Raw genomic sequence first — 22,055 nt, 5'->3', positions numbered from 1 at the left:
CTATTAACCTTTAAGCTGAGCCAGGGCGCGATAGTCCGCTCCCAGCGTGGCCTGTAGAACCTCTTTCGGATAATCGTCGGTCACTACCGCTTCGCCCATGCGGCGCAGCAGCACCAGGCGCAAACGACCGTCGATCACTTTCTTGTCAATTGCCATGTGTTCGAGAAAATCGGCTTCAGTCATCTCTTCAGGCGGGATGACCGGCAGGCCTGCACGCTGGAACAGGCGAATGCCACGATCACGCTCCTGCTCGCTGATCCAGCCCAGGCGCGTGGACATTTCCAAGGCCATTACGGTGCCAGCAGCGACCGCTTCACCATGCAGCCACACACCATATCCCATGTGGGTTTCGATGGCATGGCCGAAGGTGTGTCCCAGGTTCAAGGTGGCACGAACGCCGGTTTCCTTCTCATCGGCACCGACCACCGCCGCTTTGGCTGCGCAGGACCGCTCGATCGCATACGTCAGGGCGACCTGGTCCAGCGCACGCAGGCGATCGACGTTTTCTTCGAGCCAGGTGAGGAACGGCTCGTCGCAAATCAGCCCGTACTTGATGACTTCAGCCAGCCCGGCGGACAACTCGCGGGCCGGCAACGTATTGAGGGAGGCGGTATCGATCAGCACCACGTTCGGCTGATAGAAGGCGCCGACCATGTTCTTGCCCAGCGGATGATTGATCCCGGTCTTGCCACCTACCGAGGAGTCGACTTGCGACAGCAAGGTGGTCGGGACCTGAATGAAATCGACACCGCGCTGGTAGCAGGCGGCAGCAAAACCGGCCATGTCACCAATCACACCGCCGCCGAGGGCGATCACGGTGGTACGGCGATCATGGCGCGCGGTCAGCAGGCCGTCGAAAATCAGTTGCAGGGTTTCCCAGGTCTTGAAGGCTTCGCCGTCGGGCAGCACCACGGAAATCACCGAGAACTGCGCAAGGCTGCGGGTCAGACGTTCGAGATAGAGCGGCGCAACGGTTTCGTTGGAGATGATCGCCACTTGCCGCCCGCGAATATGCGGGGCCAGCAGCTCAGGCTGATCCAACAAACCTTCGCCAATATGAATCGGGTAGCTGCGCTCGCCTAGATCGACCTTGAGTGTCTGCATGTGTCCCCACAGTGAAGATGGAATCAGGCGTCCTGCCTTGAGTTATCGAATGTCCATGGCATCTGCTGGTGTGACGCCGTCCGGCAACCTCGCGCCACAACCTTGAGCGGTCGTGGCAGGACGCCGAGGATAGCGCATTTCGCGCTGAGCTTTAACGGGGAGGCAGCTGCTGCAGGCGGTCAAGAATGTCGAGCACCACCATTCGCGGCGGTCGCTCATCGGTTTCCACCACCAGGTCGGCGATTTCCCGATACAACGGATCGCGCAACTCCAGCAGGTCCCGAAGGGTCTTGGCCGGGTCGGCAGTACGCAACAGGGGTCGATTGCGGTCACGAGCGGTGCGGCCAACCTGCTGCTCAACGGAAGCATGCAGATAAACCACCCGACCACCGGCACGCAGTGCCCGACGATTGGCTTCGCGCATCACCGCGCCGCCTCCGGTCGCCAGCACCACGCCATCGCAGCCGCACAGCTCGGCAATCATCGCCTGCTCGCGGTCACGAAAGCCCGGTTCGCCTTCCTTATCGAAAATCCATGGGATATTGGCGCCCGTGCGCAATTCAATTTCCTTATCGGAATCTTTGAATGGCAGGCGCAGCTCTTTGGCCAGCAACCGGCCGATGGTGCTTTTTCCAGCCCCCATCGGTCCAACAAGAATCAAATTTCGCACAGAATCAATGACTCACAGCAATCGCCTGGTTGTTCATGATACGCGGAGTGAGAAATACCAGCAGCTCGGATTTTTTCTCCGAAACCACGTCACGCCGGAAAAGGCGGCCAAGATACGGCACATCACCGAGAAATGGCACCTTATCTACAACCTTGCTCTGAGTATTTGAGAAAACACCACCGATCACGATGGTCTCGCCGTCATTGACGAGGACCTTGGCGTTGACCTCGTTTTTCTTGATGGGCGGCACATCCTGCACCTTGTTCAGGTAGTCCGGTTCGTCCTTGGTGACCTTGACCTCCATGATGATCCGGTTGTCCGGCGTGATCTGCGGCGTCACCTCCAGCGACAGGGAGGCTTCCTTGAATGACACGGAGGTAGCGCCACTGGAGCTGGCTTCCTGATAGGGAATCTCGGTGCCCTTGAGGATTTTGGCGGTTTCCTTGTCGGAGGTGACCACCTTGGGTTGCGAGACGATTTCACCGTTACCGGTTTTTTCCATCGCGGTCAGCTCGAGATCCAGCAGCACATTGTCGGTGATGAAGGCGATGCCGAGCCCCGAGGTGTTGCCGGCAGTGCCCATGTCGACGAACGGTGAGTTGGTACTGGTGCTGCCAGGCGTGCCGATGGTCGACGACGCGTTGGCACCGTTGCTGACCCCGGACGTGTTCCAGTTGCCCTTGTTCTGGATCGACCCGCCCCAGCGCACGCCGAGACTCTTATCGTAATCGACGTTGGCTTCGACGATCCGTGCCTCGATCATCACCTGACGCACCGGAATATCCAGTTGCGCGACGATACGGCGCAGCTCATCAAGGCGGTCCTGGGTCTGATAGGCAATGATGTTATTGGTTCGTTCGTCGACGGTGATTGAGCCCCGTTCGTCGACTTTCGCCTCGGCACTGGTCACCGACTGGAACAGCTTGGCGATATCGGCCGCCTTGGCGTAATTGACTTGCAGCAGCTCGCGGCGCAAAGGCGCCAGTTCGGCGATCTGCTTCTGCGATTCGAGTTCCTGGCGCTCGCGAGCGGCAATTTCATCAGCCGGCGCCACCAGCAGCACGTTGCCGATCTTGCGTTTATCCAGTCCCTTGGTCTTCAACACCAGGTCCAGCGCCTGATCCCACGGCACGTTCTGCAAGCGCAAGGTAATGCCGCCCTGCACGGTGTCGCTGGCCACCAGATTGAGGTTGGTAAAATCGGCAATCAGTTGCAGCACCGAGCGCACGTCAATGTCCTGGAAGTTCAGCGAGAGCTTTTCCCCGGTGTAGGCAAAACGCTCGGCGTTGCGTTTCTGCAAGTCGTCCACGGTCATCGGGCGGATGCTGACGGTCAGCTTGTTGTCGGTCTGATAGGTCGAGTAATCAAACGCGCCACTGGGCTCAATGCTGATGGTCGCCCGGTCTCCCGTAGCGCTGGCGTTGACGAATTGCACAGGGGTGGCGAAATCCTTGACGTCCAGCCGGACCCGCAACGGTTCCGGCAATTGGGTCCTGGCGAAACCGACGACAATCTTGCCATCGCGCTCCTGAATGTCCGGAGCAATGGACGGATCCGACAGATCGATGACCACATTGCCTTCACCCTGGGTGCCGCGCTGGAAATCCACGCCCCGGATCGCCTTGCTCACCGGCGCATAGGCCTTGGCCGGCGCCGGAGTGGCCGTGGCGACGCGTGGCGGCTTGGCTGCGGGTGCCGAGGCCGCGTTACTCGCTCCCCGCCCGACCACCACAAACAGATTATTGCCTTCGACACGAGCGGTGTACGGGGTCAGTTGAGTCAGGTTGATGATCAGCCGCGTACGGTCCTTGGCTTCCACCACTGTGGCGCTGCGGGCATTACCGCCGCCCAGGTCACGGGTCTTGCTCGACAGCTGGTTGACCACACCGGGCAGGTCCAGCGCAATCCGCGCAGGCTGCTCCGTGGTGTAACCGTGGGGCACCGGTGGCGCGCCATCGAAAGACAACTTCAACTCGACGCGGTCTCCCGGCAGCGCAGCGACATCCAGCGCCTTGAGGTTGGCCGCTTGTACCATCGGCGACAGCAACGCTATCCATAGCGAAATTCCGAAGGTTGCGAAAATCCTGTTCATTATTCGAGTTCCACTATGAGTGCTCTTTCAAAGGGATGGTCCGCGGCCGTTCCAGCCAGGCGCCTTCGCCGTCGGGAACGATTTCGACCACATCGACTTGCGAGCCGCTGATGGCCACGATCCGCCCATCGTTACGTCCCAGGTAATCGCCGACCTTCAACCGATGCACACCACCTGCTCCGCGCAAGAGCGCAAAGGAGCCAGTCGCATTGGAGATCGTGCCGACCATTTCAAACTGCTCGATGTTGAAACCTTCGAGATACTGCTTGACCCGATTGGGGTCAGGCCTGACGTTGCGCGAGCCGTGTTTCTGGCCAGCCAGGTCGACTTTGACCTGCCGGGAAAACGGGCTTCGCAGGTTGGCGGCGTTATAGGTGAACGTTGGGTAAGACCGGAATGTCGGCGTTGGTTCAATCCTGCCCGGCGCACGCAGGCGCATTTCGTTCATGTACGCGTCCAGGTCGCCGAAGTCAGAGTCGCCGCCACAACCGGCCAGAACGACCAGTATTCCAATCATCGACAGAAAACGAATCGGGCTCATTTCTGCAGCCCCTTGTCGTTATAGCGGTAAGTCTTGGCGAGAATGCTCATGCGCAATTTCGTCCCGCCCTCGGGGTTGGCCGGCGCGAGATCGAAATCATGCAGGGTGACGATTCGCGGCAACCCGGCCACGCCACTGACGAAGGTGGCGAGGTCGTGATACGCGCCGGTGACGGTGATCTGGATCGGCAGTTCGATGTAAAACGGCTGGGTGACCTCCGGCAGCAGTTTGATTTCTTCGAACTCCAGGCCACTGCCCAGGCCGGTTCTAGTGATGTCCTCCAGCAGGCCAGGTACTTCGGTGTCGCTGGGCAATTGCCGCAAGAGCACGCCAAAGGAATTCTCCATTTCCTTCATCTGCTGGATGTACAGCTCCAGATTCGCCGCCATGTGTGCCTTGGTGGCGAATTGCTCCTTGAGCGTCGACTCTTCCTCGCGTTTGAGTTCGAGCTGACTCTCAAGGTCGCTGATGGAAAAGCTGTAGCCCAGAGCCAATACCAGGATCATCAACAGCACACCCGCCAGCGCCTTGATGGCGGGCGGCCAGGAGCCCATGTTGTTGGTGTCCAGATCGTTGATGTCGATCTTGCGCAAGCCTTCAAACCATTCGGCCGGACTCATTGAACGGCCTCCGCAGCAGGCTGGGTCTGACGCACGGTCAACTGAAAGACGTTGGCCTGATCCAGCTGTCCGGCGGTGGTTGCCTTGACTTCCGTCAGGGTTGGCGCGTCGAACCAGTCCGATGCATCCAGATTGCGCATCAGGTCCGACACGCGGTTATTGGAATCTGCCGCACCGGTAATGGACAGGGTTTTGCCTTCCATTTTCACCTCGGTGAAATACACCCCGTCCGGCAAGGTACGCGCTAATTGATCGAAGATTCGCCCACTGATCGGACGATTGCCTTGCAGGTCCTGAATGATGCGCATGCGCTCGACCAGTTGCTGGCGTCGGGCTTTCAGGTCACTGATCTGCTTGATCCGCTCGTCGACCACCGTAATCTGTTTACCGATGTATTCGTTTCGGGCGATTTGTCGATCGATGGCGCCACTGATGGCCCGGTCCGCAATCAGCACCGCGCCCACGGAACCCAGCAGCACTCCGACCAGCGCCAGCAAGAAGCGCTTGCGGCGCTGTTCCCGAAGTTCTTCGCGCCAGGGTAAAAGGTTGATCCGCGCCATCAGTCGAAACTCCTGAGGGCCAGCCCGCAAGCGATCATCAGCGCCGGTGCATCACTGGCCAGGGCGCCGGCGTTGACCTTGCTGCTCAGGGTCATGTCCGAGAAGGGATTGGCCACCTGCGTCGGCGTGCCCAAGCGTTGCTCGATCAAGCGGTCCAGCCCCGGGACCGAAGCGGTGCCACCGGCCAGCAAGATGTGATCGACAGCGTTGTACTGCCCGGAGGCGAAGAAAAACTGCAATGACCGCGACACCTGCTGCACCAGCGCATCACGAAACGGCTGCAGCACTTCACTGACGTAGTCGTCCGGCAAACCGCCCTGCTTCTTTGCCAACCCTGCTTGTTCGAGGGTCAGCCCATAACGTCGCTGGATTTCTTCCGTCAGCTGACGGCCGCCGAACAATTGTTCGCGGGTGTAGATGATGCGTCCATTGAACAGGACGCTGAGCGTGGTCATGGTCGCACCGATGTCGACCACGGCAACCGTCAGGCGCTCCTGAGAGGCTGCCAGCTGTCCGGTCAGCAAACCGAAGGATCGCTCCAGCGCGTAGGCCTCGACATCGACCACGCGAGCGGTCAGACCGGCCAGCGCGAGCGCCGCTTCACGGACTTCGACGTTTTCCTTGCGACAGGCTGCCAGCAACACGTTGACCCGCTCGGGGTTGCGCGCCGATGGACCCTGGACTTCGAAGTCGATGGCCACTTCATCCAGCGGATAAGGGATGTATTGATCAGCCTCGATTTTCAGCTGGTTTTCCAACTCGTCGTCGGAAAGACCGGCATCCATTTCGATGGTCTTGGTGATCACTGCCGAACCGGCCACCGCCACCGCGACGTTCCTGATATTGGTTCGGGCCTTGAGCAGCACGCGTGACAGTGCCTGACCCACGCCTTCGAGCTCGGCGATATTTTTTTCGACCACTGCACTGGCTGGCAGCGGCTCTACCGCATAGGCCTCGACCCGGTAGCGGTCGCCCTGACGGCTTAGCTCAAGAAGCTTTACCGACGTGGAGCTGATGTCGATCCCCAACAGCGTATTGGCCTTTTTATTGAAGAGTCCTAGCACTACCAATTCCCTATGACTATCCGTGAGTTACGGACTCTGTAATGTTCATTGCGTTCAATCCACCCGTCTTGACAGCAGCGCCAATGACGCCCTCGACGGAAAAATGCTTATAATGCCCAGCGTTTTTTTCCGGTTTTCACGTCAAGCGCGGGTCGTTCTCCTTTTAACCTGAACCCTGATGCCTCATTCATTCTTTGCCCTGGATATCCCAAAGCCTTGATTCGTCTGCTGAAGTTTTTCGGTTGGTCCATCGTCGCCGTATTCTGCGGACTGCTTCTTGGTCTGAGCGGTGCTTTTCTTTACCTTAGCCCCGGATTGCCGTCTGTGGAGGCGCTGAGAAGCATTCAGTTGCAGATTCCATTGCGGGTCTACAGCAGCGACAACAAGTTGATCGCAGAATTTGGCGAAATGCGCCGTACTCCGATCCGTTTCGCCGACATTCCCCCCAATTTCATAAATGCGTTACTAAGTGCTGAAGACGACAATTTCGCCAACCATTACGGCGTCGATCCCAGCAGCCTGATGCGCGCCGCCACCCAATTGGTCAAAAGCGGCCACATCCAGTCCGGTGGCAGCACCATCACCATGCAGGTGGCGAAGAACTTCTTCCTGACCAGCGAACGCAGCTTCTCGCGCAAGACCACTGAAATCCTCCTGGCCCTGCAGATCGAACGGCAACTGACCAAGGATGAGATCCTCGAGTTGTACGTGAACAAGATCTACCTGGGTAACCGAGCTTACGGCATTGAGGCGGCGGCGCAGGTTTATTACGGCAAGTCGATCCGTGACGTCAGCCTGGCGCAGATGGCAATGATCGCCGGACTGCCTAAAGCTCCGTCGCGCTTCAACCCGCTGGCCAACCCGGCGCGCAGCAAGGAACGTCGCGACTGGATCCTCGGACGCATGTACAAGCTCGGCAAAATCACCGAAGCCGATTACACCGCTGCGATCAACGAGCCGCTGAACGCCAGCTATCACGTGCCGACTCCGGAAGTGAACGCACCTTACATCGCTGAAATGGCGCGCGCCGAAATGGTCGGCCGCTATGGCAGCGATGCGTACACCGAAGGCTTCCGCGTCACGACCACCGTACCAAGCAACCTCCAGGAAATGGCCAACACCGCACTTCACGAAGGCTTGATGACCTACGATCAGCGTCACGGTTATCGCGGTCCTGAATCGCGCCTGCCGGGCAAGACGCGTGAGGCTTGGGCCACCGAGCTGACCAAACAGCGCACCATCAGCAGCCTTGAACCTGCCATCGTCACCCAGGTCGACAAGACCGGCTTGCAGGTGATGACCCGCACCGGCGATGAGCACATCGCTTGGGACAGCATGAAATGGGCGCGGCCTTTCCTGAACACCAACAGCATGGGCGCCAATCCGAAGCAGCCGTCTGACGTCGCCCAGGTCGGCGACCTGATTCGCGTGCAGCGCCAGCCGGACAACTCGCTGAAGTTCAGCCAGATCCCGCAGGCACAAGGCGCGCTGGTTTCCCTTGATCCGCAGAACGGCGCCATTCGCTCCCTGGTCGGCGGCTTCGCCTTCGAGCAAAGTAACTACAACCGCGCCCTGCAGGCCAAGCGTCAGCCGGGCTCGAGCTTCAAGCCGTTCGTCTACAGTGCCGCGCTGGATAACGGCTACACCGCCGCCAGCCTGGTGAACGACGCACCGATCGTGTTCGTCGACGAATACCTGGACAAGGTCTGGCGGCCGAAGAACGACACCAACACCTTCCTCGGCCCGATCCGTCTGCGCGAAGGGCTGTACAAGTCGCGCAACCTGGTGTCGATCCGTCTGGTGCAAGCGCTGGGCGTTGATCGCACCATCGACTACATCAGCAAGTTCGGCTTCAACAAACAGGACCTGCCGCGCAACCTGTCGCTGGCCCTGGGCACCGCGACCCTGACGCCAATGGAAATCGCCACCGGCTGGAGCACGTTTGCCAACGGCGGCTACAAGGTCAGCCCGTACATCATCGACAAGATCGAAAGCCGAAACGGCGATACGCTGTTCGTGGCCAACCCACCGAGCGTGCCGAAAGGTGATGTCGCCCCGGATGGCATTGCCGCCCCCGCCGCCCAGGCCTTTACGGTCAACGCGACGCCTGGCGAGGCGCCGGGCCAACCAGTCCCTCAAGCACCTGCCGTGGCCGAACGCATCGTCGATGGCCGCACCACTTACATCCTCAACAGCATGCTCGAGGACGTGATCAAACTCGGCACAGGCCGCCGCGCACTGGCCTTGGGTCGCCCGGACATCGCGGGCAAGACCGGTACCACCAACGAATCCAAGGATGCGTGGTTCTCGGGCTACAACGCCGATTATGTCACCACCGTCTGGACCGGTTTCGACCAGCCGGAAAGCCTGGGCAAACGGGAGTTCGGCGGTACTGTGGCGCTGCCGATCTGGATGAATTACATGGCGGCCGCGCTCAAGGACAAGCCGCCGCATACGCAGCCAGAGCCGGAAGGCATTCTGAGCCTGCGGGTTGATCCGGTCAGTGGCCGTGCAGCCACCCCTGGCACGCCAGGCGCGTACTTCGAGCTGTTCAAGGCCGAAGACACACCGCCATCGGTGAATGAGCTGGGTAACGGCAATGCGCCGGGCAGTCCATTGCCAGCGGATGAAGCGGCGCCGATCGATCTCTTCTGATCGCAGCGGCACCGAAAAGCCCCGCCTTCGAAAGAAGTGCGGGGCTTTTTATTGCTTGCAGGTTTTGTGTTGTCTTTGAGGGCCTCTTCGCGGGCAAGCCCGCTCCCACAAGGATCTGTGGCGTATTGAAGAAATGTGTATCACCGCAATCCCTGTGGGAGCGGGCTTGCCCGCGAAGAGGCCCTCACTGGCCACACAAACCTGCAGAAAAAAAAAGCCCCGACTCACAAGAGCCGGGGCTTTCGGTTGAAGCGCTACAACGACTTAGCCGTTGAACACGTCATCCACGCTTTTCAGCGGGTAGTTCTTCGGATACGGCAGGGTGGCCACACCGGTCTCGATGGCAGCTTTAGCCACAGCATCGGAGATCACGGTGATCAGGCGGGCATCCATTGGTTTCGGGATGATGTACTCACGACCGAATTCCAGCTTGATGCCGCCGTAGGCGTCGCACACTTCCTGAGGCACTGGCAGCTTGGCCAATTCACGCAGGGCGTTGGCGGCTGCCACTTTCATTTCTTCGTTGATGCGCTTGGCGCGAACGTCCAGGGCACCACGGAAGATGAACGGGAAGCCCAGTACGTTGTTGACCTGGTTCGGGTAGTCCGAACGGCCGGTCGCCATGATCACGTCGTCACGGGTAGCGTGAGCCAGTTCCGGGGAGATTTCCGGATCCGGGTTCGAGCACGCGAACACGATCGGGTTGGCCGCCATGGATTTCAGGCCTTCAGCGCTCAGCAGGTTCGGGCCGGACAGGCCAACGAACACGTCAGCGCCGGCCAGGGCGTCGGCCAGGGTGCGCTTGTCGGTCGCGTGAGCGAAGACAGCCTTGTACTGGTTCAGGTCGTCACGGCCGGAGTGGATCACGCCGGTACGGTCAACCATGAAGATGTTTTCGATGTTGGCGCCCATGCTCACCAGCAACTTCATGCAGGAGATGGCGGCGGCACCGGCGCCCAGGCAGACGATCTTTGCGTCAGCGAGGGTTTTGCCAGCGATTTCCAGGGCGTTGATCATGCCGGCCGCGGTAACGATCGCGGTGCCGTGCTGGTCATCGTGGAACACCGGAATGTCGCACTGCTCGATCAGAGCGCGCTCGATCTCAAAGCACTCAGGTGCCTTGATGTCTTCCAGGTTGATGCCACCGAAGGTGATGGAAATGCGCTTGACGGTGTCGATGAAGGCTTGCGGGCTTTCGGAATCGACTTCGATGTCGAACACGTCGATGCCGGCGAAGCGCTTGAACAGCACGCCTTTACCTTCCATCACTGGCTTGGAAGCCAAAGGACCGAGGTTGCCCAGGCCCAGAATCGCGGTGCCATCGGAAATGACTGCAACCAGGTTGCCTTTGCCGGTGTATTTGTAGGCCAGCTCAGGATCGCGAGCGATTTCGCGTACTGGTTCGGCTACGCCGGGGCTGTAGGCCAGCGACAGGTCGCGGGCGGTAGCGGTGGCCTTGGTGAGCTCGACACTCAGCTTACCTGGACGAGGATGGGCGTGATATTCGAGAGCGGCAGTTTTCAAATCAGACATGGGGGCATTCCGCTTTTACTGTTGGACAGACTGGTCAGCGAGGATACGCGCCTCGCAAAGTCCCCACAAGACTGACCAGTCACCCCTGTCAAGCGCCCGGCCTTACGACTTTGGGCCAAGAGCCACGGAACACAAGGGATGCACTGTTCACAATCAAGCTAAAAAATGTCTACAATTTTTTGTCAGGGCGCCGCTTGCAACATCGCCGGATCGGTCAACGGCAGGAGCCAGCGCGCTTGCCCCGGTTGCAACCCGCCACGGCGGGAACGGTCCACGACCCAGCCACGCGCCTCGATCTGCATGCCCTTCAGGCGCTCCAGCGCCGCGACATCGAACTGGCCCAGCAAATTGGGTGCAACACGCAATACAAGCGCATCCTGCAACTCGATCCAAACGCCGCCGCGATTGCGTTGAACCTTGCTCACACGCCCACTGACCATGGCGAAACCGGACGTGTTGATCTGCTCCGCTTTCAGTACAGGTGACTGACGCCACACGCCGAGCCCGGCCTGCCGTGCACTGCGTTCCGCCGCTTGCTGACAGGCAACCAGATCGACATTCGGCGCGACCGCCACCTGGAAACCGAGCCCTTCTGCGAGCATTTGCGCTTCGAGGTTGGCGCCATCGGTGCCATAAAGATGCGCAAGGGTGCGACCGTAGTGATCCTTGCTCTCCTTACCCGGGAGCACGCCGACCCGCCCGTCGCTGGCGGCGACCAATGCTTCCAGACGTTTGCGCGCCGCCACGGCGAACGGCTCGTCGGAGCGGCCCTGCTTGCCCAGCTCAGGCGTGTTCAAGCCGATCATGCGCACACTGCGGCCATCGCTCAGGCGCACGGTGTCGCCATCCACCACTCGCTGCACCGCGGCCGTGGCCAGGCCGTTCGGCACCGGGCAGAAGGCCTGGGCGCCGGAAAGCCAAATCGCGGACACAAAAAAGGCGCCCGCAAGGGACGCCTTTTTCATTAGCAAGGTAAAGCCCATGGGGCTTTCGAACCTTACTCTGCTGCAGCAGCAGGTTTCTTGCCGAAAGCACCGAAACGGTCTGCGAAGCGCTGAACGCGGCCGCCAGTGTCCAGAGTCTTCTGCTTACCGGTGTAGAACGGGTGGCACTCGTTGCAAACGTCGATCGGCAGAGCTTTGCCGAAGGTCGAACGAGTTTCGAACTTGTTGCCACAGCTGCAAGTAACAGCAATGACTGGATAATCTGGATGGATATCAGCTTTCATGGTGTCTTCCTCGGGCTGCGTGCCGCCACCCAACACTATTGTTGAATACCGCACGTAATTAGGCCGCGGATTCTACCAGACAATCCAAATCGCGCAAGCTGTCGCCAGGACCGACCGTCTGCTAGGCTCCCGAACCTAATACCGCCTCTGTGGCAGTTAACTGTGGCGAGGGGATTTATCCCCGTTGGGGCGCGAAGCGGCCCTGAACCTGTGATTGCGGTGCTTCAGAGAAACCGTATTCACCGGGTTTACGACTGCTTCGCAGCCGAACGGGGATAAATCCCCTCACCACAGTTCGCTCCCACAGGTTATGACCCTGCTGATATTTTTCGCTATCGAGATCCCCCGCGTGCCCGACGCCATTCTGCGCCTCGCCCTGCCTTCGCCCCTGCGCCGTCTGTTTGACTACCGCGCCCCGGCCGGAATCCTGCGCGCCCAGCTGCAACCGGGCATGCGCCTGCGGGTGCCGTTCGGCCGGCGGGAGATGATCGGCATTCTGGTGGAGATCACCGACACCAGTGAAGTCCCCGCGGAAAAGCTCAAACCGGCCCTGGCCCTGCTCGACGCAACGCCACCCTTGCCGCCAGCGCTGTTCAAGCTGTGCCTGTGGACATCTCAGTATTACCAGCACAGCCTCGGCGATACCTTGAGTTGGGCATTGCCGGTGTTGCTGCGCCAGGGCGAGCTGGCCGAAGCACGCCAGGAACGCTTCTGGTCCGCTGCGCCCGGCGCCAGCCTTGATGATCCGCGCATCGCTCGCGCCCCGCGTCAACGTGAAGCGCTGGCAACCCTGGCCCAGCATCCCCACGGCGTCGCTCATCAATTGCTGAGCAAACTGATGCTGAGCAAGGACAGCCTCGATCTGCTGCTGGCCAAGGACCTGGTGCAAGTGGAGATCCGCAAGCACGCCCCCAGCGCACGTCACGACCGATGGCTGGCACAACCGGAGTTGCCGCTCAACCCCGAGCAGCGCGCTGCTTATGAAGCGATTCGCGCCGGGTTCGACAGTTATCACGCGTTCCTGCTGGCCGGCGTTACCGGCAGCGGCAAGACCGAAGTCTATTTGCAGTTGATCCGCGAAACCCTCGAGGCCGGCAAGCAGGCGCTGGTGCTGATCCCGGAGATCAACCTCGGCCCGCAAACCCTGGCGCGCTTCGAGCAACGGTTCAATGCGCGCATCGCGCTGATCCACTCGGCGGTCAACGATCGCGAACGCCTGGAGGCCTGGCTCGCCGCCCGGGATGGCGACGCCGACATTATTATCGGCACCCGTTCCGCGCTGTTCACGCCGATGAAGAACCCCGGCCTGATCATCATCGACGAAGAGCACGACGGCTCCTATAAACAACAGGAAGGCCTGCGCTATCACGCCCGCGACCTGGCACTGGTGCGCGCACGGCAGGAAAACATCCCGATCGTGCTCGGCTCCGCCACGCCTTCACTCGAAAGCCTGCACAACGCCTACACCGGTCGGTATGGCCTCCTGCGCCTGAATGAGCGCGCCGGTGGCGCCAAGCAACCGCGCTTCCTGCGTCTGGATGTGAAAAGTCGCCCGCTCGACAGCGGCATTTCCGGGCCGATGCAGCAAGCCATCGGTCAGACCCTGGCTGCGGGCCAGCAAGTATTGGTTTTTCTCAATCGTCGAGGTTTTGCACCAACCCTGCTCTGCCACGACTGCGGCTGGATGTCCGAATGCCAGCGCTGCGATGCGCGGATGACCGTGCACCAGCGCTCCGGTGAACTGCGCTGCCACCATTGTGGCTACGTCGAACGCGTGCCCCGGCATTGTCCGAAGTGCGGCAAGGTCGACTTGCGGCCCGTCGGCGCCGGCACCGAACGTGCCGAAGAACGCCTGGCCATTCTGTTTCCGGACGTTCCGGTGCTGCGGGTCGACCGCGACAGCACGTCACGCAAGGACGCGATGAATCAGCTGTTCGCGACCATCCAGAAAGGTCACCCGTGCATTCTGGTGGGCACGCAGATGCTTGCCAAAGGGCATCACTTTCCACGGGTGACGCTGGTGTCGATTCTCGATGCCGACGGCGGATTGTTCTCTGGCGACTTCCGCGCCAGCGAGCGCATGGCACAACTGATCGTCCAGGTCGCCGGACGCGCGGGCCGGGCGGAAGAGCCTGGCAAGGTGATTATCCAGACGCACCTGGCGGACCATCCGCTGCTGGTGCAGCTGACTGAGCAAGGTTATTTCGCCTTTGCCGAGCAAGCGCTGAGCGAGCGCCGCTCCGCCGGTTTGCCACCATTTGCGCACTTGGCGTTGTTGCGGGCCGAAGCACATAAACCGGGGCAGGCCGAAGGTTTTCTGGATGAGGCGTGCAGCGAAGCCGAGCGTTTGCTGGCCGAACAGGGCTTGAACGGGATCGAGCTGCTTGGGCCGGTGCCGGCGCCGATGGAACGTCGGGCCGGGCGTTATCGCGCGCAGTTGTTGCTGCAAGCGACGGCTCGAGCGCCACTCCATCGGTTGCTGGCCAGTTGGTTGCTGGTGCTGGAGCAGATGCCGAGCGGGCGGGCGGTGCGTTGGTCGCTGGATGTTGATCCCGTCGATTTGTATTGATTGGTAGATTGTCTTCGCGGGCAAGCCTCGCTCCTACAAGTTTGTGTCGTTCACAATATTGGTGCCCCTGTAGGAGCGAGGCTTGCCTGCGAAGGCGGTCTAATTGTCACCACATATCCATAACCTGCCCGCTATAGTTGGCAAGCCCGCCTTCGCAACGGATAATGCCCAGTTTTTCCACCAGCGCATCGAAGCGCCGCCGCGCTTGCGGTCGAAAGAGAAGACCATGAAAGACACCATTCGCCAGCTGATCCAACAAGCCATCACCCAACTCGTCAACGAAGGTGTGTTGCCTGAAGGCCTGTCGCCGGCGATCCAGGTGGAAAACTCCCGCGACAAGAAGAACGGCGACTTCGCCAGCAACATCGCCATGATGCTGGCCAAGCCGGCCGGCATGAAGCCGCGCGACCTGGCCGAGAAAATCATCGCCGCGCTGCCGGCTGACGAGAACGTCACCAAGACCGAAATCGCCGGCCCCGGTTTCCTGAACTTCTTCCAGAACACCCAGGCCCTGGCCACTCGCCTCGATGCCGCTTTGGCTGACGAACATATCGGCGTGCGCAAGGCCGGCCCGGTGCAGCGCACCGTGGTTGACCTGTCGGCGCCTAACCTCGCCAAAGAGATGCACGTCGGCCACTTGCGCTCGACCATCATTGGCGACGGCGTGGCCCGCGTGCTGGAATTCCTCGGCGACGACGTGATCCGTCAGAACCATGTGGGCGACTGGGGCACCCAGTTCGGCATGCTGATGGCTTATCTACAAGAAAACCCGATCACCAGCGACGAGCTGTCCGACCTGGAAAACTTCTACCGCGCCGCCAAGCAACGCTTCGACGAATCCGAAGAGTTCGCCGATCGCGCCCGTGGCCTGGTGGTCAAGCTGCAGGCCGGCGATCCTGATTGCCTGGCGCTGTGGACCAAGTTCAAGGACATCTCGCTGTCCCATTGCCAGAAAATCTACGAACTGCTGAACGTCAAACTGACCATGGCCGACGTGATGGGCGAAAGCGCCTACAACGACGACCTGATCAACGTGGTCAACGACCTCAAGGCTGCTGGCCTGCTGGTCGAGAGCAATGGCGCCCTGTGCGTGTTCCTCGACGAGTTCAAGAACGCCGACGGCGACCCGCTGCCCGTGATCATCGTCAAGGCGGATGGCGGTTACCTCTACGCCACCACCGACCTGGCGGCCGTGCGTTATCGCAGTGGCAAGCTGAAGGCTGATCGCGCGCTGTACTTCGTCGACCAGCGTCAGGCCCTGCACTTCCAGCAAGTGTTCGCGGTCGCCCGCAAGGCCGGCTTCGTGACGCACCCGATGGAAATGGAACACATGGGCTTCGGCACCATGAACGGCGCCGATGGCCGTCCGTTCAAGACCCGTGATGGCGGCACCGTGAAGCTGATCGACCTGCTGACCGAAGCCCAGGAACGCGCCTACACCCTGGTGAAGGACAAGAACCCGGAGCTGGCCGAAGCCGAGTTGCGCAACATCGCCAAGGTCGTGGGCATCGGCGCGGTGAAATACGCCGACCTGTCCAAGCACCGTACCAGCGACTACAGCTTCAACTTCGACCTGATGCTGAACTTCGAAGGCAACACCGCGCCGTATCTGCTGTACGCCTACACCCGCGTGGCCGGTGTGTTCCGCAAGCTCGGCAAGGACTTCAGCGAAGTCGAAGGGCAGATCGTTCTGGAAGCCGCACATGAACATGAGCTGGCGGCGAAACTCGCGCAGTTCGGCGAAATCCTGAACAACGTGTCCGAGAAAGGCACCCCGCACATCCTCTGCACCTACCTGTACGACGTCGCCGGCCTGTTCTCCAGCTTCTACGAGAACTGCCCGATCCTCAGTGCTGAAACCCCGGCGCAAATGCAAAGCCGCCTGCGCCTCGCCGCGCTGACCGGCCGCACTCTCAAGCAAGGCCTGGAACTCTTGGGTCTGGAAACTCTGGAGCGCATGTAAGTTGGCTGCCAAGAAAAAACCTGCACCCAAGCGTGGCGCCAGCCGTTACCAAGCTCCTGCAAAGCAACCGATCCCGGGCTGGCTGTGGATGGCGATCGGCCTGACGGTCGGCGCGTTCATTGTGTTCCTGATGAAGCTGGAGCCGGGCAAGGGCAGCGAGAGCGTCAAGCGCGAGAAGATCGAGCAGCAGAAAGCCACCAAGATCGCCGAGGCCAACAAGACCCCACCGAGCCCGACGCAACCGGTGAAGCCGAAGTACGACTTCTACACCTTGCTGCCGGAATCGGAAGTCATCGTGCCGCCGGATGCCGTGCCGGAGAAAACGCCGCCGACGCCAGCTGTACCGACCACGCCGGTCACGCCAGCGGAAGCGGCGAAGATCGACACCGCGCGCGCTCAAGCGGCATTGGCCGGCATCACTCCGCCACCGCCGCCACCCGTGGCCAAGGCCGCGCCAGTGACCAAGTTTTTCCTGCAGGCCGGCTCGTTCCGCAAGGAAGCCGATGCAGACAAGGTACGTGCACAGATCATCTTGCTCGGTCAGGCGGTGGCGGTTGAATCCGGCACGGTCAAAGACGAGACCTGGTATCGGGTTTTGGTCGGGCCGTTCAGCAACCGTGAACAACTGACCACTGCGCAGAAGCAACTGGCCGGGGCGGGTTTCAGCAACCTGCTGTTACAACAACGCCAGAACCGCTGATTTGAATTTGTAAGGGTCACCCGCAACCCTGTGGTGAGGGGATTTATCCCCGCTGGGTCGCGAAGCGGCCCTGAAGCCTACAGCTGCGGTGTATCAGAAGTATCGCGAACACCGGTTTCGCGACTGCTTCGCAGCCGAACGGGGATAAATCCCCTCGCCACAGTCATTGCACGCCATTCGTCCCCCGCCAAGTCCCGCAGTTGAAATCCTCTCCACCACCCCCATATGAGTTGGCATAAGGCATTTTCGCCCCGCTGCGTGGAGACTCTCCCTTGACCACCATCGTTTCAGTTCGCCGCCACGGCAAAGTCGTCATGGGCGGCGACGGCCAGGTTTCTCTCGGCAATACCGTGATGAAAGGCAACGCGAAGAAAGTTCGTCGCCTGTACCACGGCCAGGTTATTGCCGGTTTTGCCGGGGCCACTGCTGACGCCTTCACCCTCTTCGAGCGTTTCGAAGGCCAGCTCGAGAAACATCAGGGTCACCTGGTTCGCGCCGCCGTCGAACTCGCCAAAGAATGGCGCACCGACCGCTCCCTCAGCCGCCTCGAAGCCATGCTCGCGGTCGCCAACAAAGACGCCTCGCTGATCATCACCGGCAACGGCGATGTGGTCGAGCCCGAAGAAGGCCTGATCGCCATGGGCTCCGGTGGCGGTTACGCCCAGGCCGCCGCCAGCGCGCTGTTGAAGAAGACCGATCTGTCGGCCCGCGAAATCGTCGAAACCGCGCTCGGCATCGCCGGCGACATCTGCGTATTCACCAACCACACCTTCACCATTGAGGAGCAGGACCTCGCCGAGTAAGCCTGTTCCGGCCTTAGCGCCACGGCTCACTTTTGCTTGAGGACCGCCAATTACTATGTCCATGACTCCCCGTGAAATCGTCCACGAACTCAATCGCCACATCATCGGCCAGGACGATGCCAAGCGCGCCGTCGCCATCGCGCTGCGTAACCGCTGGCGCCGGATGCAGCTGCCGGAAGAGCTGCGTGTTGAAGTAACTCCGAAGAACATCCTGATGATCGGCCCGACCGGTGTCGGTAAAACCGAGATCGCCCGCCGCCTGGCCAAGCTGGCCAACGCACCGTTCATCAAAGTCGAAGCGACCAAGTTCACCGAAGTCGGCTACGTCGGTCGCGACGTCGAATCGATCATTCGTGACCTGGCGGATGCGGCGATCAAACTGCTGCGCGAACAGGAAATGACCAAGGTTCGCCACCGCGCCGAAGACGCCGCCGAAGAGCGCATCCTCGACGCCCTGCTGCCACCGGCTCGCATGGGCTTCAGCAGCGATGACGCCCCGGCGACCGACTCCAACACCCGCCAGCTGTTCCGCAAGCGCCTGCGCGAAGGTCAGCTGGATGACAAGGAGATCGAAATCGAAGTCGCCGAAGTGGCCGGCGTCGATATCTCCGCGCCACCGGGCATGGAAGAAATGACCAACCAGTTGCAGAGCCTGTTCGCCAACATGGGCAAGGGCAAACGCAAGAGCCGCAAGCTCAAGGTCAAGGAAGCGTTGAAACTGGTCCGCGACGAAGAAGCGAGCCGCCTGGTCAACGATGAAGAGTTGAAGGCCAAGGCCCTGGAAGCGGTCGAGCAGCACGGCATCGTGTTCATTGACGAAATCGACAAGGTGGCCAAGCGCGGCAACTCCGGTGGCGTCGACGTGTCCCGTGAAGGCGTACAGCGCGACCTGCTGCCGCTGATCGAGGGCTGCACCGTCAACACCAAACTGGGCATGGTCAAGACCGACCACATCCTGTTCATCGCCTCCGGCGCGTTCCATCTGAGCAAGCCGAGCGACCTGGTGCCTGAGCTGCAAGGTCGTCTGCCGATCCGCGTCGAGCTGAAAGCGCTGACACCTGAAGACTTCGAACGCATCCTCAGCGAGCCGCACGCGTCGCTCACCGAGCAGTATTGCGCACTGCTGAAAACCGAAGGCCTGGCCATCGAGTTCCAGCCGGACGGCATCAAGCGCATCGCCGAGATCGCCTGGCAGGTCAACGAGAAGACCGAGAACATCGGTGCCCGTCGCCTGCACACCTTGCTTGAGCGACTGCTCGAAGAGGTGTCGTTCAGCGCCGGCGACCTGGCCAGCGCCCACGACGGCAAGGTGATCCTGATCGACGCCGACTACGTCAACAGCCATCTGGGCGAATTGGCGCAGAACGAAGACCTGTCCCGTTATATCCTGTAAGCCATACTTACAGGCGAACGCAGACCTGTGGGAGCGGGCTTGCTCGCGAAGGCGGTGTGTCAGTCAACTAAATGTTGCCTGACACACCGCCTTCGCGAGCAAGCCCGCTCCCACATTTGAACCAGGTTCGCCCACACAAATGGATTGCTGGCCATGACCCAACTCCCCACCGACATCAAACTGCACAAAGCCTCCAAAACCCTGTCGCTGAAATACGCGTCCGGCGAAGAGCATCACCTGCCCGCCGAGTTCCTGCGCGTGCACTCTCCTTCCGCCGAGGTCCAGGGCCACGGCAAACCTATCCTGCAATTTGGCAAGATCGGCGTAGGCCTGACCAAGGTAGAACCGGCCGGTCAGTACGCACTGAAATTGACCTTCGACGATGGCCACGACAGCGGCCTATTCACCTGGGATTATTTGTATCAGCTGGGCGTGCGTCAGGAGGATCTCTGGAACGATTATCTTGCCGAACTGAAAGCCGCCGGAAAGACCCGTGATCCGAACGAGTCCGTCGTCAAGCTGATGCTCTAGCCCGAGCCTCTTGCGCTTTAGAGGGCATTTTCTAATTTCATCTGTTTGAATGCTTGGCCGCGAGGTCAGTCATTGGCCTGCTTGCGAAAAAAATTAAACTCGGGTAACCAATGGAACTGGCAAGTTCCCTGCAGTGCTCTCTGCGAACAAAAAAGCAGCGATGCAGAATTAACGGTCACCCGAGCAGTAGTACCTGGCATTGGCTGTGTACTTACACAGCTGGACCCTGGTACTCGTCTCAGGACAATGGAGCGTCGTAGATGAGTAACAAGAATAACGATGACTTGAAGTATCAGGCCTCGGAAAATACCTTGGGGCTGAATCCTGTCGTTGGGCTGCGTGGAAAGGATCTACTGGCTTCTGCTCGAATGGTGCTCAGGCAGGCCATCAGGCAACCGATTCATAGCGCCAGGCATGTCGCTCATTTCGGCCTTGAACTCAAGAACGTGCTGTTCGGCAAGTCCGAGCTGCAACCGACCAGCGATGACCGTCGCTTCCACGATCCGGCCTGGAGCCAGAACCCGCTCTACAAACGTTATCTGCAGACTTACCTGGCGTGGCGCAAGGAACTCCACGACTGGATCGACGACAGCAACCTCGGGCCCAAGGATGTGGCACGCGGGCACTTCGTGATCAACCTCATGACCGAAGCCATGGCCCCGACCAACAGTGCGGCCAACCCGGCGGCGGTCAAACGCTTCTTCGAAACCGGTGGCAAGAGCCTGCTCGACGGCCTCTCGCACCTGGCCAAGGATCTGGTGCACAACGGCGGCATGCCGAGCCAGGTCAACATGGGCGCATTCGAAGTCGGCAAGAGCCTGGGCGTGACCGAAGGCGCCGTGGTGTTTCGCAACGATGTGCTGGAGCTGATCCAGTACCGGCCGACCACCGAGCAGGTGCACGAGCGCCCATTGCTGGTGGTGCCGCCGCAGATCAACAAGTTTTATGTCTTCGACCTGAGCCCGGACAAGAGTCTGGCGCGCTTCTGCCTGCGCAATCACGTGCAGACCTTCATCGTCAGTTGGCGCAACCCGACCAAGGAGCAACGCGAGTGGGGCCTGTCGACCTACATCGAAGCGCTCAAGGAAGCGGTCGACGTGGTCACCGCGATCACCGGCAGCAAAGACGTGAACATGCTCGGCGCCTGCTCGGGCGGCATCACCTGCACCGCCCTGCTGGGCCACTACGCGGCGATCGGCGAGAAGAAGGTCAACGCCCTCACCTTGCTGGTGAGCGTGCTGGATACCACGCTGGACAGCGACGTGGCGTTGTTCGTCGACGAGCAGACCCTCGAAGCCGCCAAGCGTCACTCGTATCAGGCGGGCGTGCTGGAAGGCCGCGACATGGCAAAAGTCTTTGCCTGGATGCGCCCCAATGACCTGATCTGGAATTACTGGGTCAACAACTACCTGCTGGGCAACGAGCCGCCGGTGTTCGATATCCTGTTCTGGAACAACGACACCACACGGTTGCCCGCAGCGTTCCACGGCGACCTGATCGAGATGTTTAAAAACAACCCGCTGATTCGTCCGGACGCACTGGAAGTGTGCGGCACGCCGATCGACCTGAAGCAGGTCACGGCGGACATCTATTCCCTGGCCGGCACCAACGACCACATCACGCCGTGGAAGTCCTGCTACAAGTCGGCGCAACTGTTTGGCGGCAAGGTCGAGTTCGTGTTGTCCAGCAGCGGTCACATCCAGAGCATCCTGAACCCGCCGGGCAATCCGAAATCACGTTACATGACCAGCACCGAAATGCCGTTGAAGGCCGAGGACTGGCAGGAAAATTCCACCAAACACACCGATTCCTGGTGGCTGCACTGGCAGGCCTGGCAAGCGCAACGTTCGGGCGAACTGAAAAAAGCCCCGACGAAACTGGGCAACAAGGCGTATCCCGAGGGCGAGGCAGCGCCGGGCACTTACGTACATGAGCGGTAACTGACACACCCCGTCCCACTGTGGGAGCGGGCTTGCTCGCGAAAGCGGTCGTTCTTCCGACGTCGATGTTGACTGACCTGACGCCTTCG

At 60.5% G+C, this 22,055-nt stretch carries 18 protein-coding genes; 8 read left to right on the top strand and 10 right to left on the bottom strand.

The annotated features are described in order from the left end of the window. Positions 1 to 3 precede the first annotated feature (3 nt). The 7 genes from aroB to J2Y86_RS19890 all read right to left on the bottom strand — a co-directional run bounded on the left by aroB (position 4) and on the right by J2Y86_RS19890 (position 6,651). The gene (gene aroB, locus J2Y86_RS19920) at positions 4 to 1,104 is read right to left on the bottom strand and encodes a 3-dehydroquinate synthase (RefSeq protein ID WP_253435250.1); all 1,101 of its coding nucleotides are present in this window, start codon (positions 1,102 to 1,104) and stop codon (positions 4 to 6) included. Between the two features lie 151 nt (positions 1,105 to 1,255). Beyond that, the gene (aroK, locus tag J2Y86_RS19915; protein WP_017336125.1) at positions 1,256 to 1,774 is read right to left on the bottom strand and encodes a shikimate kinase AroK; all 519 of its coding nucleotides are present in this window, start codon (positions 1,772 to 1,774) and stop codon (positions 1,256 to 1,258) included. A gap of 4 nt (positions 1,775 to 1,778) precedes the next feature. Further along, positions 1,779 to 3,866 (bottom strand): type IV pilus secretin PilQ, encoded by a 2,088-nt coding sequence (gene pilQ, locus J2Y86_RS19910; RefSeq protein WP_253435247.1) that lies wholly within the window; start codon positions 3,864 to 3,866, stop codon positions 1,779 to 1,781. Positions 3,867 to 3,879: 13 nt separating this feature from the next. Next, complete coding sequence (locus J2Y86_RS19905) at positions 3,880 to 4,407, bottom strand: pilus assembly protein PilP (RefSeq protein WP_253435244.1); 528 nt, start codon at positions 4,405 to 4,407, stop codon at positions 3,880 to 3,882. Next, a complete protein-coding gene (gene pilO / locus J2Y86_RS19900; protein ID WP_214380303.1) occupies positions 4,404 to 5,027 on the bottom strand; it encodes a type 4a pilus biogenesis protein PilO in 624 nt (207 codons plus the stop codon). Before pilO ends, J2Y86_RS19905 begins: the two co-directional genes overlap by 4 nt. Next, positions 5,024 to 5,587, bottom strand: coding sequence for a PilN domain-containing protein (locus tag J2Y86_RS19895; protein WP_253435241.1), 564 nt, complete (start codon positions 5,585 to 5,587; stop codon positions 5,024 to 5,026). Before J2Y86_RS19895 ends, pilO begins: the two co-directional genes overlap by 4 nt. Continuing rightward, positions 5,587 to 6,651 (bottom strand): pilus assembly protein PilM, encoded by a 1,065-nt coding sequence (locus J2Y86_RS19890; protein ID WP_253435238.1) that lies wholly within the window; start codon positions 6,649 to 6,651, stop codon positions 5,587 to 5,589. Before J2Y86_RS19890 ends, J2Y86_RS19895 begins: the two co-directional genes overlap by 1 nt. A gap of 219 nt (positions 6,652 to 6,870) precedes the next feature. Here J2Y86_RS19890 and J2Y86_RS19885 point away from each other — a divergent pair, with 219 nt between their 5' ends. Beyond that, positions 6,871 to 9,306 (top strand): penicillin-binding protein 1A, encoded by a 2,436-nt coding sequence (locus J2Y86_RS19885; RefSeq protein ID WP_437180688.1) that lies wholly within the window; start codon positions 6,871 to 6,873, stop codon positions 9,304 to 9,306. Positions 9,307 to 9,570: 264 nt separating this feature from the next. Here the strand turns inward: J2Y86_RS19885 and J2Y86_RS19880 are convergent, their stop codons facing one another. The 3 genes from J2Y86_RS19880 to rpmE all read right to left on the bottom strand — a co-directional run bounded on the left by J2Y86_RS19880 (position 9,571) and on the right by rpmE (position 12,067). After that, entirely contained in the window at positions 9,571 to 10,839 is a 1,269-nt protein-coding gene (locus J2Y86_RS19880; protein ID WP_253435232.1) for a malic enzyme-like NAD(P)-binding protein, read from the bottom strand. A gap of 182 nt (positions 10,840 to 11,021) precedes the next feature. Continuing rightward, complete coding sequence (locus J2Y86_RS19875; protein WP_253435229.1) at positions 11,022 to 11,822, bottom strand: thermonuclease family protein; 801 nt, start codon at positions 11,820 to 11,822, stop codon at positions 11,022 to 11,024. A 14-nt stretch (positions 11,823 to 11,836) separates the two neighbouring features. Then, on the bottom strand, positions 11,837 to 12,067 hold the full coding sequence (rpmE, locus tag J2Y86_RS19870; protein WP_253435226.1) for a 50S ribosomal protein L31: 231 nt from the start codon (positions 12,065 to 12,067) through the stop codon (positions 11,837 to 11,839). A 349-nt stretch (positions 12,068 to 12,416) separates the two neighbouring features. Here rpmE and J2Y86_RS19865 point away from each other — a divergent pair, with 349 nt between their 5' ends. The 7 genes from J2Y86_RS19865 (at position 12,417) to phaC (ending at position 21,966) form a co-directional block, all read left to right on the top strand. Continuing rightward, a complete protein-coding gene (locus J2Y86_RS19865; RefSeq protein WP_253435222.1) occupies positions 12,417 to 14,636 on the top strand; it encodes a primosomal protein N' in 2,220 nt (739 codons plus the stop codon). Between the two features lie 226 nt (positions 14,637 to 14,862). Next, positions 14,863 to 16,599, top strand: coding sequence for an arginine--tRNA ligase (gene argS, locus J2Y86_RS19860; RefSeq protein ID WP_253435219.1), 1,737 nt, complete (start codon positions 14,863 to 14,865; stop codon positions 16,597 to 16,599). Between the two features lies 1 nt (position 16,600). Beyond that, a complete protein-coding gene (locus J2Y86_RS19855; RefSeq protein ID WP_253435216.1) occupies positions 16,601 to 17,299 on the top strand; it encodes an SPOR domain-containing protein in 699 nt (232 codons plus the stop codon). Between the two features lie 272 nt (positions 17,300 to 17,571). Beyond that, entirely contained in the window at positions 17,572 to 18,102 is a 531-nt protein-coding gene (gene hslV, locus J2Y86_RS19850) for an ATP-dependent protease subunit HslV (RefSeq protein WP_007899242.1), read from the top strand. A 55-nt stretch (positions 18,103 to 18,157) separates the two neighbouring features. Next, the gene (gene hslU, locus J2Y86_RS19845; protein WP_253435213.1) at positions 18,158 to 19,495 is read left to right on the top strand and encodes an ATP-dependent protease ATPase subunit HslU; all 1,338 of its coding nucleotides are present in this window, start codon (positions 18,158 to 18,160) and stop codon (positions 19,493 to 19,495) included. A 153-nt stretch (positions 19,496 to 19,648) separates the two neighbouring features. After that, the gene (locus tag J2Y86_RS19840; protein WP_084322547.1) at positions 19,649 to 20,026 is read left to right on the top strand and encodes a gamma-butyrobetaine hydroxylase-like domain-containing protein; all 378 of its coding nucleotides are present in this window, start codon (positions 19,649 to 19,651) and stop codon (positions 20,024 to 20,026) included. A gap of 260 nt (positions 20,027 to 20,286) precedes the next feature. Continuing rightward, positions 20,287 to 21,966, top strand: coding sequence for a class II poly(R)-hydroxyalkanoic acid synthase (gene phaC, locus J2Y86_RS19835; protein WP_253435210.1), 1,680 nt, complete (start codon positions 20,287 to 20,289; stop codon positions 21,964 to 21,966). Positions 21,967 to 22,055 lie beyond the last annotated feature (89 nt).

This window comes from Pseudomonas migulae, from assembly GCF_024169315.1.
In the GTDB taxonomy this organism is placed as follows: domain Bacteria; phylum Pseudomonadota; class Gammaproteobacteria; order Pseudomonadales; family Pseudomonadaceae; genus Aquipseudomonas; species Aquipseudomonas migulae_B.
Note: the sequence above shows the minus strand (reverse complement) of the source record. Positions and strands in the feature narration are given on the sequence as shown.

What these genes read in the sequence shown, in the direction of transcription:
- aroB (WP_253435250.1), bottom strand. Translation starts at nt 1,104, where the DNA reads ATGCAGACACTCAAGGTCGATCTAGGCGAGCGCAGCTACCCGATTCAT.
- pilQ (WP_253435247.1), bottom strand. Translation starts at nt 3,866, where the DNA reads ATGAACAGGATTTTCGCAACCTTCGGAATTTCGCTATGGATAGCGTTG.
- J2Y86_RS19905 (WP_253435244.1), bottom strand. Translation starts at nt 4,407, where the DNA reads ATGAGCCCGATTCGTTTTCTGTCGATGATTGGAATACTGGTCGTTCTG.
- pilO (WP_214380303.1), bottom strand. Translation starts at nt 5,027, where the DNA reads ATGAGTCCGGCCGAATGGTTTGAAGGCTTGCGCAAGATCGACATCAAC.
- J2Y86_RS19895 (WP_253435241.1), bottom strand. Translation starts at nt 5,587, where the DNA reads ATGGCGCGGATCAACCTTTTACCCTGGCGCGAAGAACTTCGGGAACAG.
- J2Y86_RS19880 (WP_253435232.1), bottom strand. Translation starts at nt 10,839, where the DNA reads ATGTCTGATTTGAAAACTGCCGCTCTCGAATATCACGCCCATCCTCGT.
- J2Y86_RS19875 (WP_253435229.1), bottom strand. Translation starts at nt 11,822, where the DNA reads ATGGGCTTTACCTTGCTAATGAAAAAGGCGTCCCTTGCGGGCGCCTTT.
- rpmE (WP_253435226.1), bottom strand. Translation starts at nt 12,067, where the DNA reads ATGAAAGCTGATATCCATCCAGATTATCCAGTCATTGCTGTTACTTGC.
- argS (WP_253435219.1), top strand. Translation starts at nt 14,863, where the DNA reads ATGAAAGACACCATTCGCCAGCTGATCCAACAAGCCATCACCCAACTC.
- hslU (WP_253435213.1), top strand. Translation starts at nt 18,158, where the DNA reads ATGTCCATGACTCCCCGTGAAATCGTCCACGAACTCAATCGCCACATC.
- J2Y86_RS19840 (WP_084322547.1), top strand. Translation starts at nt 19,649, where the DNA reads ATGACCCAACTCCCCACCGACATCAAACTGCACAAAGCCTCCAAAACC.
- phaC (WP_253435210.1), top strand. Translation starts at nt 20,287, where the DNA reads ATGAGTAACAAGAATAACGATGACTTGAAGTATCAGGCCTCGGAAAAT.